At 60.0% G+C, this 21,081-nt stretch carries 15 protein-coding genes, 1 tRNA gene, 1 other RNA gene and 1 pseudogene; 12 read left to right on the forward strand and 6 right to left on the reverse strand.

The window, feature by feature from the left end:
* Positions 1 to 137 precede the first annotated feature (137 nt).
* Positions 138 to 503, reverse strand: a complete 366-nt coding sequence (locus tag ACRDT3_RS13965; RefSeq protein ID WP_431493554.1) for a VOC family protein — start codon at positions 501 to 503, stop codon at positions 138 to 140.
* 133 nt (positions 504 to 636) lie between these two features.
* Positions 637 to 721: transfer RNA gene (locus ACRDT3_RS13970), tRNA-Ser, on the reverse strand.
* 188 nt (positions 722 to 909) lie between these two features.
* Between ACRDT3_RS13970 and ACRDT3_RS13975 the strand changes: the two genes are divergently transcribed.
* The 10 genes and pseudogenes from ACRDT3_RS13975 to ACRDT3_RS14020 all read left to right on the forward strand — a co-directional run bounded on the left by ACRDT3_RS13975 (position 910) and on the right by ACRDT3_RS14020 (position 12,897).
* Positions 910 to 2,451, forward strand: coding sequence for a DUF222 domain-containing protein (locus tag ACRDT3_RS13975; RefSeq protein WP_431493555.1), 1,542 nt, complete (start codon positions 910 to 912; stop codon positions 2,449 to 2,451).
* A 106-nt stretch (positions 2,452 to 2,557) separates the two neighbouring features.
* Positions 2,558 to 2,654: signal recognition particle sRNA small type (gene ffs, locus ACRDT3_RS13980), an RNA gene on the forward strand.
* 28 nt (positions 2,655 to 2,682) lie between these two features.
* The gene (gene gluQRS, locus ACRDT3_RS13985; RefSeq protein WP_431493556.1) at positions 2,683 to 3,600 is read left to right on the forward strand and encodes a tRNA glutamyl-Q(34) synthetase GluQRS; all 918 of its coding nucleotides are present in this window, start codon (positions 2,683 to 2,685) and stop codon (positions 3,598 to 3,600) included.
* Between the two features lie 12 nt (positions 3,601 to 3,612).
* Positions 3,613 to 7,266 carry a DNA polymerase III subunit gamma and tau gene (locus ACRDT3_RS13990; RefSeq protein WP_431493557.1) on the forward strand — a complete coding sequence of 1,218 codons (3,654 nt, stop codon included), beginning with the start codon at positions 3,613 to 3,615 and terminating at the stop codon, positions 7,264 to 7,266.
* A gap of 90 nt (positions 7,267 to 7,356) precedes the next feature.
* Positions 7,357 to 7,947 (forward strand): annotated as a pseudogene (gene recR, locus ACRDT3_RS13995) (recombination mediator RecR); the annotation flags it as partial.
* Between the two features lie 409 nt (positions 7,948 to 8,356).
* The gene (locus ACRDT3_RS14000) at positions 8,357 to 9,979 is read left to right on the forward strand and encodes an MFS transporter (protein ID WP_431493558.1); all 1,623 of its coding nucleotides are present in this window, start codon (positions 8,357 to 8,359) and stop codon (positions 9,977 to 9,979) included.
* 8 nt (positions 9,980 to 9,987) lie between these two features.
* Entirely contained in the window at positions 9,988 to 10,464 is a 477-nt protein-coding gene (locus ACRDT3_RS14005; protein ID WP_431493559.1) for a MarR family winged helix-turn-helix transcriptional regulator, read from the forward strand.
* A 184-nt stretch (positions 10,465 to 10,648) separates the two neighbouring features.
* Positions 10,649 to 10,858, forward strand: coding sequence for a hypothetical protein (locus ACRDT3_RS14010; RefSeq protein WP_431493560.1), 210 nt, complete (start codon positions 10,649 to 10,651; stop codon positions 10,856 to 10,858).
* 20 nt (positions 10,859 to 10,878) lie between these two features.
* Entirely contained in the window at positions 10,879 to 11,430 is a 552-nt protein-coding gene (locus ACRDT3_RS14015) for a hypothetical protein (protein ID WP_431493561.1), read from the forward strand.
* 180 nt (positions 11,431 to 11,610) lie between these two features.
* Positions 11,611 to 12,897, forward strand: a complete 1,287-nt coding sequence (locus ACRDT3_RS14020; RefSeq protein WP_105657993.1) for an aspartate kinase — start codon at positions 11,611 to 11,613, stop codon at positions 12,895 to 12,897.
* Between the two features lie 71 nt (positions 12,898 to 12,968).
* Here the strand turns inward: ACRDT3_RS14020 and ACRDT3_RS14025 are convergent, their stop codons facing one another.
* Positions 12,969 to 14,576, reverse strand: coding sequence for an alkaline phosphatase D family protein (locus ACRDT3_RS14025; protein ID WP_431493562.1), 1,608 nt, complete (start codon positions 14,574 to 14,576; stop codon positions 12,969 to 12,971).
* Positions 14,577 to 14,850: 274 nt separating this feature from the next.
* Between ACRDT3_RS14025 and ACRDT3_RS14030 the strand changes: the two genes are divergently transcribed.
* Complete coding sequence (locus tag ACRDT3_RS14030) at positions 14,851 to 15,573, forward strand: phosphotransferase (protein WP_431493563.1); 723 nt, start codon at positions 14,851 to 14,853, stop codon at positions 15,571 to 15,573.
* Between the two features lie 12 nt (positions 15,574 to 15,585).
* Here the strand turns inward: ACRDT3_RS14030 and ACRDT3_RS14035 are convergent, their stop codons facing one another.
* On the reverse strand, positions 15,586 to 16,257 hold the full coding sequence (locus tag ACRDT3_RS14035) for a response regulator (protein ID WP_431493564.1): 672 nt from the start codon (positions 16,255 to 16,257) through the stop codon (positions 15,586 to 15,588).
* Complete coding sequence (locus ACRDT3_RS14040) at positions 16,254 to 17,948, reverse strand: ATP-binding protein (protein WP_431493565.1); 1,695 nt, start codon at positions 17,946 to 17,948, stop codon at positions 16,254 to 16,256. Before ACRDT3_RS14040 ends, ACRDT3_RS14035 begins: the two co-directional genes overlap by 4 nt.
* A gap of 186 nt (positions 17,949 to 18,134) precedes the next feature.
* Here ACRDT3_RS14040 and ACRDT3_RS14045 point away from each other — a divergent pair, with 186 nt between their 5' ends.
* Positions 18,135 to 19,559 (forward strand): CitMHS family transporter, encoded by a 1,425-nt coding sequence (locus ACRDT3_RS14045; protein WP_431493566.1) that lies wholly within the window; start codon positions 18,135 to 18,137, stop codon positions 19,557 to 19,559.
* A gap of 98 nt (positions 19,560 to 19,657) precedes the next feature.
* Here ACRDT3_RS14045 and ACRDT3_RS14050 read toward each other — a convergent pair whose 3' ends face one another.
* Positions 19,658 to 21,016, reverse strand: coding sequence for a TIGR01777 family oxidoreductase (locus ACRDT3_RS14050; RefSeq protein ID WP_431493567.1), 1,359 nt, complete (start codon positions 21,014 to 21,016; stop codon positions 19,658 to 19,660).
* Positions 21,017 to 21,081: the final 65 nt, after the last annotated feature.

Raw genomic sequence — 21,081 nt, forward strand, 5'->3', positions numbered from 1 at the left:
GGACAGGTCAATGGAATGACACCTTTCGGGTCAGGCTTTTAATGAGTCACATCCAGGGGTGGGACGGCTGGTTCTTATCCTGCCAGCTAGTCCCAGACCAACCACCTCGATACTCACAGGCATTTAAAGCGCCTCGCTCATTCGATGCTGGCAAGCACGCAGAATTCATTGCCTTCAGGATCGGCCATCACGATCCAGCTCTCGTCCTCTTGCTGGCCCACATCGGCGTAGCTGGCCCCCAAAGAGATAAGACGATCAGCTTCTTCTTGCTGGTGGGTGTTGCTAGGACGCAGATCCAGATGGAGGCGATTCTTGACGCTCTTGGTTTCGGGCACTTGCGCGAACGTCAGCTTCAATCCGCCCTCGCCTTGGGATCGAGACCCAATGCTGACCAATCCGGCTTCTTCTTCCAATACTTCATAGTTCAGCGCTTCGCACCAGAACCTCGCTAACAACATCGGGTTCGCGCAGTCGACAGCGATTTCACTCAATACACTTGCCATAGTCTTACCTTGTCGAAAGATTGCTGAACACTTGCCACGGATACTACCCGTCAGGTTCAGGCAATGCCGGTAAGCTCAAAAAAATAATGTCCCGGCCCATCGTTTTCACGATGAACCGGGACATTATGTTCGGCGGAGGATAGGGGATTTGAACCCCTGAGGGCGTTAACCCAACACGCGTTCCAGGCGTGCGCCATAGGCCGCTAGGCGAATCCTCCTCAGTTTGCTCCGTGGAGCAGGATCCAGCATATCTAAATTCTCGCTCAATCACGAATCGGGCGTTCTCCTGCTGCTTCACAGCCCATCCTCGAGGCGCCAAACCCCTGAAATCCGGTAATTTTGCACCTTTTCACCATCCCGATTCTTTCTTCAATGGCTGCCGTTTGAACAGATCAATACTGTAAGCATGAGCAAAAGAGAGGTATTTCACAGCCATGACGACCCTCGCCGACTGCCAATCAGCCCGCCGGGGACAAGGAGCATCCCCGGAATTGATGGCCTTTGGGCAGCGAACCTGGATAAGGACAATCTCTTTACCCAGATCGCCGCTACCGCCACAAGCCTTTATGACCAGTCGCCGGTCACTGCTTCCTCCCACGGCTTGGAAAGGCTGAAGACCATTGCCCGGCTGCACAGCATGCTGGATGCTGCCGAGGCTGCGGTGCTGGCCGATAGCTACGAATATTCGGTCGCCGAGGCGGTCAGCCAGGGAACCCAAGACTCTCTGCTGGATGACCCCGGCGAAACAGAAGAAACAGCTGAATCCCATTCTGCCTACTTCTACGGTGTCAATCGCTCCGATGAGTCGCTGATCCGTTCTTCCTTTGTTGCCGAGGCAGCGGTGGCAATGCGGTCCTCAGACAAGAAAATCCAGGACAAGTTGTTCTTCGCCGAAGGACTGCGCCATCTTTGCGCAGACACTTTGGACGCCCTGAGCGTCGGCGAGATCACGACCAGATCCGCGCAAGAGATCGTCAAGAACTCTCAGGATCTTGCACCCGATGACGTGCAGCTGATGCAGCAAACCTTGCTGCCGATAGCTCGGCAGACCACTGACTCCGCGATAGCCCAACGTGCCCGGAAAATGCGTGAGCGACTGCATCCAAAGCCCATTGAAGAACGCCACAAGAAAGGTGCGGAGGACCGCAAGGTCACCTATTGGCATGAGGCCAATGGAATGAGCGTGATTCAGCTGCACCTGCCGGTAGAAAAAGCGTTGGGCATAATCAACACGGTCAATTGGCATGCCGTACGCAATGCTGACCCAGCCGATAATCGGACCGAACAGCAACGACGGCTGGACATTGTTTGCGACGCGCTGCTCGATGGTTGGCCGGCAACCGAAGGCACCCCGCTAAAAGCTCGTGTAGCTGTCACGATTCCTGCCTTGGAAATGCTGGCCGACCCTAAACGCGCACTGGCTGATCTTGAAGGCTACGGCCCAATCCCAGTGGGGACAGCACTACTGATCGCAAAGGACGCCCCGTCCTTCATCAAGGTGCTCACCGATCCCTGGTCGGGGGCAGCTATAGACGTTGGTCGCGAAAAGTACCGTCCTTCCAAGGCACTGCGTGATCTGCTGCGAAATCGGGATGTCGTCTGCCGCTTCCCCGGCTGCAATCGGCCTGCCGAAGCATCTGAGATTGACCACATCGACGCATGGGCCCAGGGCGGGCATACCACCCGGAGCAATACGCATTTATTGTGCAAGCGGCACCAGATGTTCAAGCACGTGCTGGGATGGCAAGCCACCTACCTTCCGGACGGCTCAGTGAACTGGCGCACCCCCAACGGCATGATCTGTGTTGAGCTTCCCGGCAGTGTCACCAGCGTCCAGAACTTCGATTTCGAAAAAGAGCAGACCCCCATGTTGCCCACCATCCAGCTCAATGACCGCGTTCGTCGCGTGCTTGGCTGGCTAGAGCCGCCTGAAGAAGGGACAGGCTGAGGACGAACGGCATTTTGGTCAAGATCTTTGATCCAAGATTTGCCAGTTGAGAGCAAGCGCACGCCTGCCGATTTTCATCCAAGCGCCAACCTCAGGTAGTATTTTGGGTGACCCCTCGTGTGGTGTCATCCTGTTGAACTCCCCCAGGACCGGAAGGTAGCAAGGGTAGATGGGCTCTGGCAGGTGCATGAGGGGTCTTTTACTTTCTTACGCAAGCCGAATGGAGTCCACGTGGGCGCTGGCCGTTTCGCCCCTAGCCCTTCGGGGCCACTCCACCTTGGCAATTTACGCACGGCAATCCTCGCTTGGCTTTTTGCCCGCTCTACTCAACGCAATTTCCTACTGCGCATTGAAGACTTGGATCGTGTTCGTTCCGGTGCCGAAGCCACCCAGATTGCTGAATTAGCGTCCTTGGGCCTTGATTTCGACGGTGAAATGCTCCGGCAGTCCGACCGCCTTCCGATTTATCTCCAGGCCGTTGAGAGACTCAAAGCCCGCGGTTTGGTCTATGAATGCTTCTGCTCGCGCAAGGACATCGCCGAAGCCGGAAGCGCTCCGCATGCTGCGCCCGGCGCCTACCCGGGAACCTGCCGCGATCTGAGTGCCAGCGAACGCTCGGCTAAAGCGCAGAACCGTCCAGCCGCCTTGCGCCTGCGTTCAGAAGTGAGAGAATTTTCTGTTCATGATGAGCTATTCGGCGATTACGCCGGTGCGGTAGATGATTTTGTTCTGGTACGCAATGATGGCGCTCCGGCCTACAATCTTGCGGTTGTCGTTGACGATGCGTTATCAGGCATCGACCAGGTCGTGCGCGGAGATGATTTGCTCTCTTCTGCGCCGCGGCAGGCCTATTTGGCAACGCTTCTGGGCTACACGGTCCCGGCCTACGCGCACGTACCGCTGGCGCTGAATGCCAAGGGCCAGCGCTTGGCTAAACGCGACGGTGCGGTAACACTCGAAGAGATCACCGAACAAGGCGTGCATTCAGCCAACATTGTGGCGATTTTGCTAGAGTCATTGGGCTTGCCCAGCACAAGTTTGCAGGCAGCCCTGGAAGCTTTCGATCCGGCGAATCTGCCACGTGAACCGTGGACCGTCGAACCATTGAATATTGTCCAACAGCTGATGCCTAATGCATCAGGCAACTGATAGGGAACCGGTGTGAGTACAGCGCTATATCGCAGATATCGTCCCGATACGTTTGGCGACGTCATCGGGCAGGAGCACGTTACTGCGCCCTTGATGACGGCGCTGGAGAAGAACCGCGTCAACCACGCCTACCTATTCTCCGGCCCGCGCGGTTGCGGCAAGACGACTTCTGCTCGCATTTTGGCCCGCTGCTTGAACTGCGAGCAGGGCCCTACGCCCGTTCCTTGCGGCACCTGCCCAAGCTGCGTGGACCTTGCCAATGGCGGCCCGGGTTCGCTCGACGTCATCGAGATTGACGCGGCCAGCCATGGCGGCGTCGATGACGCCCGCGACCTGCGCGAGCGCGCAACCTTCGCACCAACTCGCGACCGCTACAAGATCTTCATCATCGATGAGGCCCACATGGTCACCGCGGCAGGCTTCAATGCCCTGCTGAAGATCGTTGAAGAGCCACCGGCGCACATCAAATTCATCTTCGCGACTACCGAACCGGAAAAGGTCATTGGCACCATCCGTTCGCGCACCCACCACTACCCATTCCGCTTGGTTCCCCCAGAGGCATTGCTGGCGTACCTGCAAGTGCTCTGCGAACGCGAAAGCGTGGCGGTAGCCGAGGGCGTTCTGCCACTGGTGATCCGTGCTGGCGGCGGTTCGGTCCGCGATACCCTCTCGGTGCTGGACCAGCTGATCGCTGGTGCCCGCGACGGCAATCTGGATTACGAGACAGCCATTGCGCTGCTGGGCTACACCCACTCAACGCTGCTCGATGAGGTCACCTTGTCGCTGCACGAATCCGATGGCGCCGGACTGTTCGGTGCGATTGACCGCATCATCCAGACCGGTCTGGATCCCCGGCGCTTCGTTGAAGATGTGCTGGAGCGCTTCCGCGATCTAATCATTGCCAAGGCCATGCCAGAAGGTCTTGAGAAGATCTTGCGCGGCGTGCCAGAAGACCAGCTCGAATCCCTGCGCTTGCAGGCTGGCTTGGTCGGCGCAGGCGAACTATCGCGATGGGCCGATGTCACCAACAAAGCCCTGAGCGAGATGACCGGCGCAACCTCGCCTCGTCTGCACCTGGAATTGCTGGCCGCGCGCTTGATGCTGCCCGGTTCGCAGAACTCCGACAGCGCTTTTGCCGCTCGGCTGGATCGCTTGGAGCGCCACGCGATGACCGGTGGAGCGCTACCTGCGCTTGACGAGGACGACGCTGCGGGTGCTGACGCCTCGATGAACGCCACCCCCAACCCGGGCGCCGCGCGTCAAGGTGCTGCCGCAGTACGCGAAGCCTTGGCCGCCGCGAAGTCCCGTCGTGGCGGTGTTCCGGAACCGGCTGAGGCGCAGGGCGAACCAGTGGCCGAAGAGCAGGCACCACAGGCTCAAGCTCAGCCAATTCATGCCCAGCCGCAGCAGCAGGTTCCCCAGGCTCCAGCGCAGATGCAGCAGCCTACGCAGCACGCAGAACCAGTCCAAGCCCAGCCTACCGAGCAGCCTCATGAGACTCCACGGTCGGTTCCTGCCCCGCAGGAAACGCACCCCAAGCAGTCCATGCCGTCACAGCCGCAGTCACAGCCACAGCCACAGCCGGCTGATGATGATCCAAATGCCCCGCTGGATCCGGGCGCGGCAGCATCGCTGAACACCGGTGAAGCCGCTGACTGGGGCGCGACTTGGGGTCCAAAGGGCGAAAACCGCTCGGTGACCACCGAGGTGCAGCCTGGTCCGAGTGTTCCGGCAGCTCGTCCGGAAGGCGTGGCACCATTCAGCTTGGTTCCTGATCCTTCCAGTGGTGAAGACCTGTCGTTCGGCACCGGTGTCTCCATCGATGACGTGAAGCAGAATCCTGCCATGGCCGAATTCGCACGTCGCGCGGCTGCCAACCGCGCACCACAAGCACCGCAAGCACCGCAAGCACCGCAGTCAGCACAGCCACAACAGGCACCGGAAGCTAGCCAGGCTGGCATGGATACTCAGCGCCAAGCTGCCCATCAGTCGCAGGAACAAGCCCAGCGAGAGCAAGCCGAACGCGAAGCGCAACAGCGTGCCGCGCAAGAACAAGCCCAGCGAGAGCAAGCCGAACGCGAAGCACAACAGCATGCCGCGCAAGAACAAGCCCAGCGAGAGCAAGCCGAACGCGAAGCACAGCAGCGTGCCGCGCAAGAACAAGCCCAGCGAGAGCAAGCCGAACGCGAAGCACAACAGCGTGCCGCGCAAGAACAAGCCCAGCGTTCCCAGGCACCGCAACAGCAGCAACAGGCTCCCCAGCAACCTCAACATGGTGCTCCTAGCGGAATGCCGCAGGGCCAGCAGCCAGCACCACAGGGCGCTGGATCGCCGGTGGCGATGTTCCAACAAGCGTGGCCCATGATCTTGCAGCAGTTGCAGGGCAGCTCGCGCGTCTTGCATTCCATGGTTGCCACTTATGGCTCTGTGGCAGGCTTCGATGGCCGCACCCTCACCTTGGCGTTCAGCAACACTGGCCCAATCGTGAATCTGCGCAACCGGCCGGATCTGATGAATACGCTGACCGGGGTTCTGTCCCAGGTCTCCGGTTCACCGATCGAAGTGGTCCTCACCGAAGGCGGCTCCAACCCCAACGGTGGTGGTTCCCCAAAAGGTGAGCGCCGGCCAATCCCGGCGCCAACCCCAGCACCAACTAAGTTCACCAAGGCTGTAAGTTCTGCTGGGGCGGCTGCGCGCGCTGCGGCACGGGCCCAAGCTGCCGCTCCGGCACCGCAGCAGCGTCCGGCATCCGCTGCGCCGAGCTCGGCACCGGTCGCGCCAGCACCACGCGCCCATGACGGGTACGACAGCTCTTATGATGACGTTCCGCCTCCCGCGGATGAGCCCTACTTCGACGAGCCCCCGTTCCCGGATGACCCGTACTACGTGCCAGCTGGCTCCGTTCCGGCAGCGCAGCAGGTTCAGCCGCAGCAACAGGCTCCGGCACCGGCTGTTGCTCCGCAGCAGGCCCCGGTAGCGCCTGCTCCGGCAGCTAGTGCACCACGCAGTTTCGGTGGACCTCCGGTGGCTCCCAAGCCCCGGATGACTGCCGGCATGACGGCGCGCCAGGCTGAGGGCGGCGCTCCGAACATCGCACGTCCGGTGTCTTCGACCCCGTTGCACCCGGAAAGCACCACCGATTCCTTCGAGAATCTAGCGGTTAGTGAACCTGAGCAGCAGGCTCCACAGGCTTCGGCTCCGGCGCCTCGGGCTGCCCAAGCGCAGCCGCAGGTTCGCTCCCGGGACCAGGAACAGCCGCGTCAGGAACAGGCCGCACCGGCGCAACCGCCAGCAGTCCCGCAGCCTGCCCCTGAAGCCGCTCCGGGGTGGGGCGCTCCACAGGCCCAACCGGAACCGGATCCTGCGGCCTCGGCACCTGCGGTCTCGGGCCGCATGAGCCGATACCAGCAGCTGATGGACCAGGCGAAGAACGCACCAAGCGCACCAGCGCCTGCCCAGGCGGCGCGCGGTTGGGGCGGCCCGGCTTCGGCTCCCGCCCCTGCTCCGGTGCAAGAACCCGAGGAATTTGTCCCGAGCGACGATGACATCGAGGTCGAGGATTCGGCACTGATCGGTGTTCCAGCCGTGGAACGCCTGCTCGGCGGCATGGTCATCGAGCAGCGCGACGTGAACGGGAATGTAGTGGAAATCAAACGAAGCTTGTAGCCGGCGCCACGGCGAACTGTCGGAGTGAGACACTAGGGTGTACCACGGAACAATTTCACGGTATTGAAGCAAGCAAGAAAGTAGGCGCACGTGTACGAAGGTGCTGTACAGGAACTGATCGACGAGCTCGGTCGCTTGCCTGGCATCGGCCCGAAGTCGGCTCAGCGCATTGCTTTCCACATTCTAGACGCCGATGCCGAGGACATGACCCGGCTAGCCGCCTCGATCCAGCTGGTCAAGGAAAAGGTGAAGTTCTGCGAGATCTGCTTCAACATCTCGGAGCAGGAAACCTGCGCCATTTGCCGCGATGAACGCCGCGATGGCTCCAAGATCTGCATCGTGGAAGAATCCAAGGATGTCTTGGCCATTGAACGCACCCGGGCGTTCTCCGGCAAGTACCACGTGCTCGGCGGGTCCATTAATCCGCTGGCAGGCATCGGCCCGGAACAGCTTCACATCCGCGAGCTGGTAACCCGCTTGGCCGATGATTCGATCACCGAGCTGATCCTGGCCACCGACCCGAATCTTGAGGGCGAAGCCACCGCCGTGTACCTGGTGCGCGCGCTAGCTCCTTTGGGCATCCACATCACCCGGCTGGCCTCCGGCCTGCCGGTGGGCGGCGATCTGGAATACGCCGATGAAGTGACCTTGGCCCGCGCCTTCGAGGGGCGTCGAGCTGCCGGTCGCACCGCTCCGGGCCCGGCCCGTGCCAAGGCAGAGAAGCAGGGATCCGAGGAGGAAGCGGCGCACGAAGGTGCTGGACGACCTGCAGAAAAGCCAAAGGCCCAGCTATCCGAACCTCGCCTGCTGCACGTTGCCGGTGCGCCGGTTTCATCCGGCAACGCAGGCGAAGCGCCTTCGCACCCAGTAGTTCCCGAGATGGATAACCGCCGCAGCCAGTAGTTCTAGTTGTCTTGGAACGCTCTGCACTCTTCCGTTTTACCGGCTTGAGCGCGGAGCGTTTTTCCATGCCCGAACAGTGATGTGGGGTGAAACACGCTTAGTTGATAATAGTCAACTATCGCCGTATAGTTGACATCAATCAACCATTCAGGCCCTCTACGCCTGACCCTAAATTTTTGGAGCTTCCATGACCGCAACCGCACCGGTCGCCAAGCCCAAGATGACTCACCGCGAAATCCTCACTGCCCTCACGGGCATTTTGATGGGCATGTTCGTCTCCATCTTGGCCAGCACCGTAGTTTCCAGCTCGCTGCCAGTGATCGTCTCCGATCTCAACGGCAGCCAGACCGCCTACACCTGGGTGGTCACCGCCACCCTGCTGGCGACCACCATCTCCACCCCGATCTGGGGCAAGCTCGCTGACCTGGGCAACCGCAAACTTCTGCTGCAGATCTCGCTTGGCATCTTCGTACTGGCCTCGGCCGCCGCAGGTTTCTCGCAGGACACCAGCTTCCTGATCACCATGCGCGTTATCCAGGGCCTGGCCGGTGGTGGCGTTGGCGCCTTGGCGCAGATCGTCATGGCCGATTTCCTCTCCCCTCGCGAACGCGGCAAGTACATGGGCCTGTTCGGCGCTGTCATGGCCGTTGGCACCGTGGGTGGCCCGTTGATCGGCGGCTTCGTTACTGACACCATTAACTGGCGCTGGAACTTCTTCATCGCCCTGCCTTTCGCCATCGCTGCGGTCATCTTGATCCAGCGCACCTTGCACCTTCCGGCCATTGCCAAGCGCAAGGTCAAGATCGACTACTGGGGCATCGTCCTGCTTTCCTCCGGCGTCTCGCTGCTGCTGATCTGGATGTCGCTGGGCGGCACGCAGTTCGAGTGGGCCTCGACGACCAGCTACCTGATGATTGCCGGAGCGGTAATCCTGCTGGCACTGTTCATTCTGGTCGAAGCCAAGTCCTCTGAGCCACTGCTGAGCCTGGGCCTGTTCAAGAACCGCACCTTCACCTTCGCGGTCATCGCCTCGCTGGCCGTTGGCGTCTCGATGTTCGGCACCTCGGTGTTCCTCAGCCAGTACATGATCATGGCCCGCGGCGCATCAGCCACCATGGCTGGCCTGATGACCTTCCCGCTCATGGGTGGCCTGCTGGTCATCTCCACCATCGGCGGTGCGATGATCTCGCGCACTGGCAAGTGGAAGGCACTGGTAGTCACCGGTTCGGTGCTGATTGTCATCGGGCTGTTCCTGCTGGGAACCATTCACTACGACACCAACTACGCGTTGGTCGCCACCTACATGTTCATCCTCGGCGCCGGCATGGGCCTTGTCATGCAGAACATGGTGCTGGTGGTGCAGAACTCGGTCCACGTCAAGGAACTGGGTGTAGCCTCCTCGGCCGTGAACTTCTTCCGCACCTTGGGCGGCACTGCAGGTACCGCTGGCCTGGGCGCCATACTGGCGACCACCGTGCCGAACATGATCGCCGACCGCCAGTCCGATTTGGCCGCAGCGCTGGCTTCCCTGGGCGACCAGGCCAAGGAGCTGACCGCAGCTTTGGGATCGGGCACCCTGCCTTCGGTGGCCGCGATGCCTGAACCGGTCCGCGTGATCTTCGAATCCATCTACGGCGATGCTGTGCCTTCGCTGTTCACCATTGCCGCTCCGCTGTCGCTGCTCGTCGTCGTGGCTGTCTGCCTGATTCCCAACCAGTCGCTGAAGACCCAAACAGCAAGCGAACGCATGCAGGATCTGGCTGCTGAGGATCAGGACGCTGCCAAGGCAGAAACGCCAGCTGGCAACTAGGAGATCCGGTGCAGGTTTCAAGCAAAGCCGAAGACGCCCCGACTGCGGAACGTCCCGATCTCTACGCGTCAGCCGAACAGGAATTGTTTTCACTGATCGCGCTGACTGCGCGTGCCAAGCGGGAATTGGCCACTCGGCTCGACAGCCGGCTCACCCCGGGATACCTGCCCGTGCTGGGCATGATTCTGCGGAGCCAACGCATCACCCAGTCTGAAATCTGTGAACATTTGCTGGTCGACAAAGCTTCGTTATCGCGCATGATCACCAAGCTGGAACAGCTGGCACTGGTCAAGCGTGAAGTCGACCCGGAAGACCGCAGGGTCTTCCACCTCCTGCCTACCGAGCTTGCGGTAGAAAGGTGGCATGAATGCTTCCAAGGGTGGCGGACAGAGCTCCGCTCGCGCATGACCAACTGGGACAATGAGGATCTGTCGGCACTCATCGATCTTCTGAGCCGATTGAATTTGGAAATCAAGTCCCTCTAGAGCGTTCCAAACCCTGGCCGGTCTTCTCGGAGTCACCGAGAAGACCTGCCAGGGGCATTTAATCGCCTTTGCTTGAACGGGAATTCCACGACTTCGAGACTCTTTCCCATTCAAGCCCATTCCTCGGCGCCAGTCAGCGGCGGCCGCGGCCAACTTGTCGTTGAAGCTTGCTAGGTTTTGGCACATGACCGAATCACTGAGCAGCGCCGAGAAAATCGAAAACCACACTGGGTCAAGCATGGAGGAATGGGCAGGCATCATGGATGCCGCCGGCCTGCGCGGCATGAAGCAGAACGAACGGGTTCAGATGCTGCTTCCGCTGATGCAGGACCAGCAAGAAACTGGCAGGCTCCTCTGGGCCCGGCGCATTGCTTCGGAGTACCGACGGTTCTAAGTCCGCCCTAGACTGTCCTCATGGCAACAAAAAGCAGCAACCTCGCAGCCATCGCCAAGGCCACCGGCATTGAATGGGATCAGTGGTGCGCCAAACTGCGCGCCGGCGGAGCCGATGAACTTACGCACAAGCAAATAGCCGAACTGGCTTTCACCCACATTCCCACAACGGTCGACACTCCGGGCTGGTGGGCTCAATCCGTGGCTGTAGCCTATGAGCAGCATATCGGCCGGCGCCTACCCGGCCAATCCCAAGACGGCACCTTCCAAGGTTCGGTGAGCAGCACCATCGAGGCTGATTTGGATACCGCATTGGAGCGCTGGGTCGCCTGCGTCCAGGGTCGCAAGGAGTTCAACGGCCAGCAGCTTTCCGAACCTGCACGCACCAGCGGCTCAGAGCGATGGCGCTATTGGCGAGCTGACTTCAGCGACGGAACCAAGGCACAGGTAGACATTGGCCTCAAAGGTGGAAAATCCTCGGTTGCCATAAACATTTCTAAGGCTGAAACACCTGAACAGGTGTCTGATTGGAAGAGCTTTTGGCGACAAATTTTGGCTGAATTCAAGGGATAGCCAGTGTTTTTCAACAACTCACGCTGAGGTTCCTAGGCAATATGACCAATGGTTACCTTCACAACTAGGACATGTCGCCCCGTAGCTGTCACAATATTTATCTGGTAGATGTCTCGCGCCAAAGTTCCATCAAAACCCCCGGCGGCGAGGCACAGCTTTCAACAGGTGGAGTGAGTGCCCATGGGCCTAATTGTTCAAAAATTTGGCGGTTCTTCCGTTTCAGATGCCGAAGGCATCAAGCGTGTAGCACGCCGGATTATTGATACTAAATCCAAGGGCCATGACGTCGTTGTCGTTGTTTCCGCAATGGGCGACACCACCGATGACCTGCTGGATCTGGCAGGCCAGCTTACCGATGATGCACCAGCCCGCGAGATGGACATGCTGCTCTCCGCTGGCGAACGCATCTCGATGTCGCTGCTGGCGATGGCGATCAACCAGCTCGGCGAGCAGGCTGCTTCATTCACCGGCTCGCAGGCAGGCTTGATCACCGACTCCACCCACGGCAAAGCCCGCATCATGGAGGTCTCCCCGCAGCGCGTACGCCGTGCCATCGACCGCGGATTCATCGCCATCGTCGCTGGTTTCCAGGGCATGAGCAAGGAATCTAAAAACATCACCACCATGGGCCGTGGCGGCTCGGACACCACCGCCGTCGCACTGGCCGCAGCACTGGGCGCCGATGTCTGCGAAATCTACACCGACGTTGACGGCATTTACACCGCCGACCCGCGCGTGGTCGCCTCGGCCAAGAAGATCGAGAAGATCACCAGTGAAGAAATGCTGGAAATGGCCGCCAGCGGCTCGAAGATCTTGCACCTGCGTTGCGTGGAATACGCCCGCCGTTTCGGCGTGCCGCTGCACGTGCGCTCCTCATTCAGCACCAACGAGGGCACCTGGGTGCTCCCGGATCCCGAAGACAAAATCAAAATTCAAGAGGGAGAACCCTTGGAACAGCCAATCATCTCAGGTGTCGCCCACGACCACTCCGAAGCCAAGGTCACCATCATTGGCGTACCTGATATCCCGGGCAAGGCAGCACAGATTTTCGGTGTTATCGCCGCCGCGCAGGCCAATATCGACATGATTGTGCAGAACATCTCGACCCGCGGCTCGGGTGCCACCGACATCTCCTTCACCCTGCCGATGACCGAAACCAAGCATGTGCTTGAAGCGCTGAACACCGCGAAGCCGGAGATCGGCTTCGAGGAAATCGAGCACAATGACGAGGTTGGCAAGCTCTCGCTGATCGGCGCCGGTATGCGCTCGAATCCAGGCGTCTCCTTCACCTTCTTCGAGGCATTGCACCGCGCGGGCGTGAACGTTGACATGATCTCCACTTCAGAGATCCGCATCTCCGTGGTCACCGATGCCGACAAGCTCAACGATGCAGTACGCGCTATCCACACCGCGTTCGATCTGGACACCGATGTGGAAGCCACCGTTTACGGCGGCACCGGACGCTAAGCGCCGACGAGCCCAATCGAAGAACGCCTGCGAAACAATTGCTGTTTCGCAGGCGTTCTTCGTATGAGCTGCTATTTATTCGGTTCCAGCGTCTTGGTGTAGACGATTTCTCCCAATCCATTGCGCAGCGTGACGGTGAACAGATCCTGCTCATCCAGCTCGACGTGGCCGAAGAACTGGCCCTTGCCATCGCGCGGTGACTGGTTGGTGGTGCCAGCCAGCGAGAAGTCCACGCGCGGTCCGAAAGTGCCATCCATTTGGTTCGGGCCGAAGGAACCGGCATTGACTGGACCGGCCACGAATTCCCAGAACTCATTGAACTCGCTGAATGCGGCACGCTCTGGCGAGTAGTGGTGCGCTGCGCAATAGTGCACATCCGCAGTCAGGAAGACGACGTTCTTGATGCCGCGGTCCTTGATGGCCTTGAGCAGGCGGGCAAGCTCCAGCTCGCGGCCCAGTGGTGCGCCGTGGTCTGCGTTGGAAATTGATTCCTGCGCCTTGCCGTCCGGAACGATGATGCCCAGTGGCAGGTCGTTGAGAATGACCTTCCAGGTTGCCTTGGACTTCGCCAAGGAATCGACCAGCCAATTCAGCTGCTCTTCGCCGAGAATCGAAGTGGCCTTCTCTTCCATTCCTGCGGTGTTCTCGGACTTGTAGCTGCGCATGTCCAATGCGAACAGGTCCAGGGCTGGACCACGCGAGATTTTGCGGTAGATGCGCGCTGCCTCGAAACCGGTGCCCCCGCGCATGGCGCGCGGGTCGGCGATTGGCTGGTATTCCTGCCAGGCCTGGCGTCCGCGGGCGGCCAGGGTGTTGATATCGCGAACGGTGTAGCGCTCGTCTTCGATGATCTCGCCTGGCCACCAGTTGTTGTGGGTCTCGTGGTCATCCCACTGGGCAATCACCGGAACCTCGGAATACATGGCACGCACGTTGTGGTCCATCAGGTTGTAGCGGTGCCGTCCGCGGTACTCGGCCAGTGTTTCGGCCACCTTGGAGACTTCCTCGGTGACCAAGTTGCGCCAAATCTGGCCGTCCGGCTCCACGACTTCTGCGGCAATCGGGCCGTCGGCGTAGATGGTGTCGCCGCTGTGCACGAAGAAGTCCGGCTTGGTTGCATGCATGGCCGCGTAGGCGCGCATGCCACCGATTTCTTCGTTGATGCCCCAGCCCTGGCCAGCGGTGTCTCCGGACCACACAAAGCTCTGGGCCAGGGAGGCATCGTGGTTGCGGCGACCGGTCAACGCTGGTGCCGTGCTGAACCAGCCGTTCTGAGTCTCGCCGAGGGTGCCGTTATCGTCTTCAAAACCGATGCTGACTGCGAAACGGGTACCTGCAGGCAGATGTTCGGCATTGATCTTTGCAGTGAAGTCAGTGGCCTCGCGGGCGTAGGCACCGCGCAAAGTCTTGGCGAAAGATCCACGGCCGCGGATGACTTCCCCAGCTTCGTCTACCGCACGCAGCTGAGCGCGCAAACGGCCTTCCCCAGAGCTGCGAGCCCAGAGTACGGCATTGCTGGTGGAGACATCTCCCATGGAAAATCCGTTGGTCAAACCCAGCCGGGAACGCACGAGGCGGGGGCTGCTGGAAGCCAGCGCTGCTCCAGTCGGCCCGACCAAGGTCAATGCACCTGCGCCAATAGCGCCGGTGAGCAATTTGCGTCGTGAAATATTATTCATGGGTTTCAGTGTTCACGACTTGATCAGCCATTTCCTTGAGCCGAGATGAACACCAAGAGAAATCATTCGTGTCCAGTCCACACCACGTATCCAGAGATTCTGAACTCCAAAGCAGGCCCACCTCAGCTGCCAGGCCACCTGCACGGGGCCGTCATCCACTTCTCACCCGAATTGTCCGCTCAAGATTCCCAGGGTTCTTGAAACCGGACACAAGCACGCCCATTACTGGCAGACTAGAAAAATGAGTTCGCCTCAAGTCATTTCAGGCCCGCCGATGGCCGATCACCGGATTCCTCCAGCCGTGCGCAGTGCAGCCGGCCAGGCGGAAATCGAAGGTATCTGGCAGAACGCATTTGGCGGGATAACATACCGGCTTGGACACGGCGAGCAGATGCGCTTCGCCAAGTGGTCGCCTGGATGCCCTCCCGCAGAGGACGGCGATCTCCTGGCTGAAGCCCAGCGCATGAGATGGGCAGGACAATTCATCAGAGTCCCCGAAGTGCTCTCCTGCAGTCAACATGCTGACGGCCAGTTGCTCTTAACGGCAGCATTGCCCGGGCACAGTGCAGTCAGCGGCCTCGGCAAAAGCGATCCGGCGCGATCTGCGTTTGCAGTGGGCTCCGGTCTGCGCCAATTGCACGATCGACTGCCTGCCGACCAGTGCCCCTTCAGCTGGGATCTGGAATCTCGTATTCAGCACCTACCGTCCGAGCAGCAAGCTGCTTTGCTGACTGAGGTCCCGGAACTTGATCTTGTGGTCTGCCATGGCGATGCCTGCCTGCCCAACACGATTATCACCGATAACCATGATTTCAGCGCGCATGTGGATATGGGGAAGTTGGGCCTCGGAGACCGCTGGGCAGATCTCGCCATTGCCGCGTGGAGCACCGAGTGGAATTACGGGCCTGGTTTCGAACAATACGTGTACGCGGGCTACGGAATCGACCCCGATGAGCGGAAAATCTCGTTCTACCGAAGGGTCTGGGACTCAACCTAGAAGGCCAAATCCCTAGCGCGCCACGTAACGGTGCTCGGGACGGCCACGGGTTCCATACCCAAGCTGCAGCTCCAGGGATTCATTGGCCACCAGCGCCGCCAAATACCGTTGCGCTGTCGCACGGGCAACCCCAATTGCCTCTGCGACTTCAGCGACGCTCATGGGTTCGGTAGCGTCCTTGACGCAGGAAAGAACTGCCTGTTCGGTTGGGGCAGCACCCACCGACGCGCTGGTTTCCTCGCCCCCTTGCAGCGCCCGATACAACCGGTCCACGCCCTGCTGGTTGAACTCCGCGGTTCCGGTCAACTGGCGACGATAGCGAGCCCAGCCTTTGAGCTTGGAGGCCAAGGTCTTGGCATCAAAGGGCTTGATGATGAATGCCAGCGCACCCGAGCGCAGCGCTTTGTCAATGTTCTTCGGTTCGATCGCCGCGGAAATCATGATCGCATCAACATCGAATTCTCTCAGCAGCTCGATTCCACTGACATGCGGAAGGTAGAGATCCAGCAAGACCAAATCAGGTTTCAGGCTCTGCACCATCTTGGGCACAACGCGCGGATCCTGCACAGGCTCCAAGGCCTGGAACCCGGGGATGGCGTTGACCATCTCCGCGTGCAGCTCACCGACTCGGAAATCATCGTCGACAATTAGCACCCGGTAGTTACCGCTGGAATTCTCACTCAAAGTTGCGCTCCTTCAATCTGATCATTTTCTGGGCTGGCTGGCTCGGCCAATACCGCCGGCAATCTTGCTGCGATAACTGCCCCGGAACTTTCTGTTCCGCGGTCCGCTATCCAGACGTCCCCACTGCGGGCTTGGGCTAGCCGTCTGATCAGTGGCAGTCCTACGCCATGCCCATGCTCGCTTCCCAGATGGGATCCAGTGCTGACATCCCGTGCGAAGATGTCCTCGTCGGTGGTAATGCCGGGTCCAGAATCGGCCACGGCTATGTGCAAGGTGTTCCCCTCGGAGAGCAAATCGATTTCCACCCAGGGTTCAGCATCTGTGCAAAGAGCCGCGGTGAAGGCATTATCCAGCAGGTTTCCCAGGACTGCGGTGGCATCCTGGGCATCATGGGCCGAGGCGATGTGCCCGAAAAGCATGGATTGCGCAGACACCCTTAGCTCGATGCCTTGTTCGTGGGCGCGCACCGCCTTCGCCGAAATAAAGGCCGCGAGGTAGGCGTCCTGGATGGCCTCCAGCCCGGGTACCTGAGCGATCTTCGGCCCGGCTTCCATCACCTCACGCAGGTAGTCTTCCGCCTGCTCGATCTTGCCGAGATTGATCAGCCCCAGGACCGCATGCATCCGGTTGGCGAATTCATGGCGTTGGGCGCGCAGCGCATCTGCCATGTCCTGGACTGCATCGAGTTTGGTGCCCAGCGCTTCAAGGGTGGTGACATCGTGCAGCAGCACTACCAACCCGAGGTCCACTCCGTCTCGGTCGACCTTGGTCACGCGGGCAATGAGCGAGTTGCCATTGGCTCCAAAGCGTACCGGCGCCGGGTCGCATTCCTTGATCGCCCTGACCAGCCGGTGATCCAAACCGGCGGATTCAAAGTGGCGGCCGACTACGTCTTCCAGTTCGGTGCGGTGCGGCAGTCCCAGCAGTTGCCTGGCAGCCCTGTTGCGCACGGTGATCCGCTTGTCTGCGCCAATGCCCATGACTCCTTCGGTAACACCGTAGAGCACTGCCTGCTGGTCCCTGACAAGCTGGGCAATTTCAGCAGGTTCCAGTCCTAAGGTCTGGCGCTTCAAGCGGCGTACGGTGACTCGTCCGGCGAATACCGCCAAGGCTGCGCAGATCACCGCAAACAGCACAATCCAAGCGAAGGATTCAAGCAGTGCCCCGGTCAAGGAATCAGTGGTCACGCCCACGGAAACCTCTCCGATGACGGCACCCGCGGTGCCGTAGATCGGGACTTTGGCGCGCACCGATTCACCAAGAGTTCCGTGTTCTCGGGAGACCGCTTCGATGCCTTCCAACGCCACCGGGTCGGTGGAGACCATTTGGCCTAGTTCTTCGGGGTTCGGATGGCTCAAGCGCAGTCCGCGGTCCTCGGTAATCACTACGAAATACGCTTGTTCTTGCCCAATGACGGCGTTAGCTAGTTGCTGCAGTTTTCCGTCGGCGAGCGCCTTGGAATCCAGCTTGTCCAGCTCGGCATAGTGCGAGACCTGCTCAACCACTTCCGGCAGGACAGCCACGGAACGGGCTATGGTCAGCGAGGTATCTTCGGCTTTCGAATAGACGCGGTCATAGCTGGCGAAAAGTGTTCCGGCAGTAACTAGAACAATCAAAACACCTACGACCAGGAATTGCAGTCGCATGATGCGTGATGCGAAATGCCGGGTGCCGGCGCCAGAACGGAACATGCCACCCAGCATAAACCCATCTTTCTACTCTCGTGATTTTAATGAGCAAAAAGTTGGCAAAGAACTTAAGCCTTCAACAATAAGCACAAGACGCGCAAAGTGAGCACCGACACGTACCTTGAATGGGTGCCCCTCCTAGCTTGTGGGGACTAAGGATTCACTCACACTGAAATGGAGGTCGGGTCAATGCTCGTTGTACTCGGATTCCTCATGGTCGCCACCTTCATGGTGCTGATCATGACAAAACGCATGACGCCGCTGCTGGCATTGATTCTGGTTCCAACCATCTTCGGTTTGTTCACCGGTGCTGGATTCGGCCTTGGCGATATGGTCATGGATGCGGTCAAGGACATGTCCAGCACCGCAGCCCTGCTGATGTTCGCCATCATGTACTTCGGCATCATGATTGATGTCGGTTTGTTCGACCGCCTGGTCTCCGGCATCCAGAAGCTAGTAGGCAACGACCCCGCCAAGGTCGTCATGGGCACCTCGCTGCTGACCGCGGTAATTTCCCTGGACGGCGACGGCTCGACCACCTTTATTGTGGTCACCGCGGCTCTGCTGCCGATCTACCAGCGCCTGGGCATGAGCCCAGTGGTCCTGACCTGCGTGGCCGGCCTGACCAATGGCACGCTGAACATCGTTCCTTGGGGTGGCCCAACCGCCCGTGCGGCTGCGGCGCTGGGTGTTGACGCTTCAGAGATCTTCGTGCCGATGCTCCCTTCGCTGGGTATTTCACTCATTGTCATTGCCCTGTTCGCATGGCAGATGGGCGTATCCGAACGCCGCCGCTTGCAGCGCGAGCGTCCGGAAATCTGGGGCACCGAACTCGGTGGCGGCAACGTTTCCACCCCAACCGGAGGAAAGAGCCCTGCCGGCACTTCCCCTGCCGGAGGCAACCTGGCCGTTCTGGAGTCCGTGGCCCGCAAGGGCGATGGCACCGAAGTTTCCACCATGGACGGCACCGTCCTGGATCCGGATCGCGAGACCCTGCGTCCCAAGACCTTCTATTTCAACCTGGCACTGACCGTCGCCATCATGGTGCTGCTGGTGGTCAATGTGACGCCGCTGCCCTACCTGTTCATGGTGGGCACCGCGATCGCACTGATCGTCAACTTCCCCAAGGTCTCCGACCAGGTGAAGATGATCGCTGCGCACTCCAGCGAAATCATTGCGGTAGTCTCCATGGTGCTCGCCGCGGCAGTGCTCACCGGTGTGCTCTCCGGCACCGGCATGGTCGATGCCATGAGCCAGTGGCTGGTCGATGTCATTCCAACCTCCATGGGCCCATACATGGCGGTACTGACCGGCCTGATCTCGATTCCTGCTACCTTCCTGATGAGCAATGACGCTTTCTACTTCGGCGTCTTGCCAGTTCTCGCCGAAGCCGGCGCGCACTTCGGCGTACCAGCGGTGGACATGGCTCGTGCCTCCATCACCGGACAGCCGGTGCACATGCAGTCTCCGCTCGTTCCAGCCATCTTGTTGCTGGTGTCGCTCTCTCGTGTGGACTTGGGCGATCACCACAAGAAGGTGCTGTGGCGTGCGTTGGTGGTCTCCTTGGTCATGCTCGCTTCGGGCATGCTCCTCGGTGTCATCCACATGGGCTAGCGCCCCCCCAAAGGACCAAAGGTCCGTCGTCAGCCAAACCCCGTGCCGCTTACCAGTGGCACGGGGTTTGGTGTTACCCCGGTGGAATTGACGGGCACTCAGCGACGCAACCGAGCACCGAGGTTATGCGCCAACTCCAATTCAATGCGTCCGCGACGGAAAGCATGTCCAGCATCCTGCAGTTTTCGCGGGATGACGTTTTGGCTAGCCATGGCTAGCATCCGGGTTCCATCTGCCCCAAGGGCGACCATGGGCGCCGCCGCTGGCACCGGAATAACAGCCGGACGGCGCAACACCTTGCCCAGCGCACGGGTGAACTCGGCATTAGTCACCGGGTTCGGCGCTACCGCGTTCAGCGGCCCCGATAGCCGCGAATCCCAGAGCGCTCGATGGTAAATATCCAGCAGATCGTCCAGGCCAATCCAGGAAAGGTACTGGGCTCCGGTTCCTAAGCGGCCGCCTAGGCCGGCCGCGAAGACGGGACGAAGCACCGCGAGCATGCCACCGCGAGGGCTGAGCACCACACCGGTTCGGATCTGAACTCGGCGCATTGATGTGCCGCCTTCCTGCGCGGCTTGCTCCCATCGGCGCACCACGTCCGCCAAGAAATCTGATCCGGCCGCGGGAGCCAGGTTATCTTCCGAGACTGGCCCGGGACCAGTATCGGAACCGTAGTATCCAGTCCCAGAAGCACTGATGAATACTGCCACCCCGGTGCGTTCAGCCAGTCGGGCCAACGCACGGGTGGGTCCCACCCGGCTGGCTTCAATGGCCTTGCGGTGCGCTTCGCCGAAACGGCCAAAGATGCTGGCACCGGCCAGATGGATAACCGCATCAACGCCTTCCAACAAATCCTCGGCAGGAGCAGCCGGATCCCAACTGCGCTCACTTGTTGATTTTGGGCTCCGCCGGACAAGCTTGATGACTTGGTGGCCACCGGTAGCAAGAAAAGCGCATAGCGCCTCGCCGACTAGTCCGCTAGTACCAGTTATTGCGATTCGCTGCGGACGCAGGCCAGCATCGCTTGCGCGCTGGTGGGCCGCGAAATCTGCCGCCAGCTGGCGGTGACGGTAAGCCAGCATCCGTTCTACCTGCCTTGCCGGCAGGTTAGACGTGACATGATCGCCAACGATAGTCGTTCCGGAACCAGTAGCTTCAAAGAAATGTTCGTGCTTCCACTGCAGTGCGCTGGTAATTGCTCCCCTTAGGCCACGGGGCTTCAACTGGTCAACGAACTTCTCATTCTCAATGCAGCCAGTCGCTTGATGCTCAGCATGCCAGCGGATTCCGCCTGGCAAGCCAAGGATCGCGACGCCATCGCGCAGCGATCCTGCTTCCTGAATCACGTGGACTGGCAGCCACGGTGGCAACAAGCGCCGGATGGCACCAGGACGTGAGAACCATGCAAGGACTTCCGGTGGGGTTGCCGGAAGTTGGCTGGAGCGTTTGAGAGTCATGGCCCCATAGTATGCGCCGGGACAAACTTGTCCTATGTACTTCCAGGCTCCTGCCATAGCTCACT

This window comes from Glutamicibacter sp. (assembly GCF_050701915.1).
GTDB lineage: Bacteria > Actinomycetota > Actinomycetes > Actinomycetales > Micrococcaceae > Glutamicibacter.